General features: G+C 40.7%; 3 protein-coding genes. All 3 read right to left on the bottom strand.

The annotated features are described in order from the left end of the window. Nucleotides 1–368, bottom strand: a 368-nt coding sequence (locus ACEW8U_RS23895) for a HipA family kinase (protein ID WP_373524574.1), incomplete at its 3' end; no start/stop codon positions are given. A 93-nt stretch (nt 369–461) separates the two neighbouring features. Next, on the bottom strand, nt 462–2,216 hold the full coding sequence (locus ACEW8U_RS23890) for a restriction endonuclease subunit S (protein ID WP_373524573.1): 1,755 nt from the start codon (nt 2,214–2,216) through the stop codon (nt 462–464). Between the two features lie 3 nt (nt 2,217–2,219). Next, nucleotides 2,220–3,606 (bottom strand): N-6 DNA methylase (locus ACEW8U_RS23885; protein WP_373524572.1); only part of this gene is annotated, 1,387 nt, incomplete at its 5' end.

Here is a 3,606-nt window from a genome sequence, read left to right as displayed (position 1 = left end):
TATAATTCCTTGAAGTGCTTATCAAATTCAACCTGTGGATTGATTCTTTTTGAACCAAAGAAAATTTCATTCTCGAAATCAATTGATTTGTACCGTGATGATAAAGGTCCTTTTTCCTTTATATATGCTTCCAAAGCTTCATTTTCTATTTTTATCAATGCAACCTCTGGCGAAAGTATATTCCAACATTTTAAAAAATAAGCGCATAGCACCTCATTGATCAATTCCATTTTTGGTGGTTGATATAGGGATGTTTTGATATAGTAATCTTGGTCATCATCAGTTATCACCAAAAGCGGCGAGCTGCCTTTTGTTTTGGTTTCTGAAATTACCTGGATAGAATTTAGCCTTTTAATAGGTTCAAGCATTGAATACTATTTAATTTTTAATAAAAATGTAATTTTTCATTTCAGAAAACAAGTGTAAGGATTCTCGAAATTGGCTGGGTAAAATAAAAAACCCTACCCCTCCACCACCTCCCTCAAACAACTCTGCATCCATTCTTCCTGAGTAGTTTGATGGTTTTCTATTTCTTGTTCTAGTTTATCGCAGAGGGCTATTAAGGAATTGACTTTTTCTACAATGGCTTTTTGTTCTTCTAAGGGAGGTAAAGAAACCATAAATCCTCTGATAAGTGATAAGTTTAAATTACCTTGAGATACACCTTTCCCATAGGTATTCTTAGAAGAATGTTGCCTCCCTTCAGGAGAGTTTAACCAAATAACTATGTAATTTGGGATTAAGAGATTTGGGAACATTTTTAAAAGCCCAATGCTAACATATATTGCAAATTCTAAATCTTGATCAATTAGAGTGGCTTCTCCTATTCCAGCTCCAACTCGAGTCAATAGAATGTCATTTAATTCTGGTTTTCTGTTTCTGCGATAACCTTCAAAATCCTCTTCTGAAACTAATTTATGTTCATCAGGCATAAACTGAAAAGGTTTTACATTTTTTGCCGAAAGGAACATTCTTCCCTCTTTAGTATATTTAGGGGTTTGATGTGTGCCATCAGTAATATATTGGCACAATTCAATCATTCTACACCAAACCCACCCCTCAGGCAATTCATAAGGTATTTCCTCCTCTGAAATCTCAGGCAGTGGTTTCTCCTTTTTGATTTTATTCTCCTTGATCAGGTTTTCTTTCTCTTCCTTGATTTTTTCAAGTAGGATAGATGCGTGTTCGAATGGTATTCCCTGTGCTTGTCGAAGGGCACGCCAATCTCGTGTCAACTTCCCCTGAACAGCCAATTGCAAAATACCTTCTCTAAATTTTTTGATATTTTCTTTTTCGGTAAAAAAGGTGCCGAAATGTTGTTGCAAAAATGTCCACTGACTTGCGGTATCATGTTCAGCCGCTTGGGTCAACTGATTCAAGGCAGAAGTCACAAAGTCTGACTTAAGCTGAATCCGCTCTTTCGTCAAAGTTTCCAATTGCTCCACTTCTGCAAACAATTGATTGACTACTTCTACAATGGCTTTTTGCTCTTCGAGGGGAGGGAGGGAAAACTCCATTTGTTTAACAGTCCCTGTTGCAAGTTCAGTTTGTTTTGTGCTTCCTGAAACTCTACCTGCCAACAAATTCTGGATTAATGGACTTGCGGTAAAAAGCCATAAATAATTGGGTTCGATAAAATTTTTGAGGCCTCTAACTACAGTGACATGTGAGTCTGCAACAACAATTTCAAAGCTGGAACCTGGAAAAATTATTACACGACCAATAGTACCATCTCCGGTAGAATTCCACAATAAATCACCGATTTGAAGAAGCCTTTCCTCTCCATATTTTTTTAGAGATTCTTCACTAATAAATTTTGCTTTTGATATATCAAATCCGCTCCACTGAACACATTTTTGTGAGATGACAGGTATTTTTTGAATGTCACAATAAATGGGTGATTTTCCCCTTTGAATATATTCACAAACATCATTTAACCTTGACCAAACCCAACTCTTCGGTAGTTTATAAGGGATTTCCATTTCCTCAATGTTGGGAAGCGTTTTCTCTCTTTTAATTTTCATTTTCTTTATAAGTCTTTCTTTCTCATCCTTAATTCTTTCCATCAAAACCGAAGCCGGCTCCACATCTGGATTCTCGGTTCGCCATTTCTTTGTCAGCTTCCCCTGCACAGCCAATTGCAAAATTAACCCTCTCAGCTCTTCTGCATTTTGGGGATGCAGGGTCAGTTCTTTAAAATGTTCTAATAACTGCATGGCTTAGCGTAGGGCTTCTGTTAGGACTTTGATAATTTCGTCTTGGATGTCCGAGATTTTTTTTTCGGAGGCTTGATATTTCTTTAGCAGGACTTCAGGACTTTCCAGATCATCTGCTACCTGATGTGGGTTTTTGATGTCCAGGTTGTATCCTCGGTTTTTGATTTCTTCTGCAGAAACCTTCCAGGCATATTGGCTGTAGGTTTCATTTTCCCTGTCATGCCACCAGGCTTTTTCCAAGTCAAATTCCTTGATATGGATGGGTTTGCCTTTGTTGTAGCTCTTGACTCCATCCGGATAGGGATGCTCAAAGTACCAGATGTCTTTGGTCGGCGTTCCTTTTTCGAAAAACAGTAAATTGGTCTTGATCCCCGTGTAGGGATTGAATACGCCATTGGGAAGGCGCACGATGGTATGCAGGTTACACCGCTCCATCAGTTCTTCTTTGATCCGGGTTTTCACACCTTCACCAAAGAGTGTCCCGTCAGGCAAGACCACCGCACTTCGACCGCCATCTTTCAGCAATCGGATAATCAAGGCTAAGAATAGATCGGCTGTTTCCTTGGTTCGGAACTTCTGTGGGAAATTGGTTTCCGTCCCATCTTCTTCCACACCGCCAAAAGGAGGATTGGTCAATATGATATCCACCTTATCACCCGCTCCCCAATCTGCATAAGGTTTGCTGAGAAGATTATCTCTCCGCACCGCAGGCACATCAAAGCCATGCAGCATCAGGTTGGTCGTGCAGAGCAAGTGGGGCAGAGGCTTCTTTTCTATCCCACGGATGGTGGCTTGCAGGTCTCGCTCGTCTTGGTCATTTTGAACCAATTTCTTCTTATGGTTTATGGTACAGGTAAGGAATCCCCCCGTACCGGAAGCCGGGTCGAGAACGGTTTCCTTGAGTTGGGGATCGATGATATCCACCATAAACTGTGTCACCGCCCGAGGGGTATAATACTCTCCCGATGAACCTGCGGATTGTAATTCCTTGAGGATGGTTTCGTAGAGATCATTAAACAAATGACGGTCTTTGGAACTGTTGAAATCGATCCGATTGATCTGATTGATGACCTGACGGAAGAGTGTTCCGTTTTTCATATAGTTGTAGGTGTCCTCAAAGACCGAACGGATAATCTTTGCCTGAGGACTAATGCTGAAATCCAGTTCTTTCAAGGCCGGAAACAGCTCATTGTTGATAAAGTCCATCAGGGCATCGCCAGTCAGACCTTCTTCATTGGCTGCCCAAGTTTGCCATTTCAGTCTGTCGGGAATCGGGCTTTGGTAACCCTCGATGGTGATTTCCCATTCTTCTTCCTTATCTGCAAAAATCTTCATAAAGAGCATCCAGACCATTTGCGAGATGCGCTGTGCATCCCCATCTACTCCTGTG

Origin of the sequence: Aquiflexum sp., assembly GCF_041751335.1 — a bacterium.
GTDB lineage: Bacteria > Bacteroidota > Bacteroidia > Cytophagales > Cyclobacteriaceae > Aquiflexum.
This window is presented reverse-complemented; position numbering and strand designations above follow the sequence as displayed.

Excerpts from the sequence above, each read along its gene's own strand:
- ACEW8U_RS23890 (WP_373524573.1), bottom strand. The coding sequence starts at position 2,216 with ATGCAGTTATTAGAACATTTTAAAGAACTGACCCTGCATCCCCAAAAT.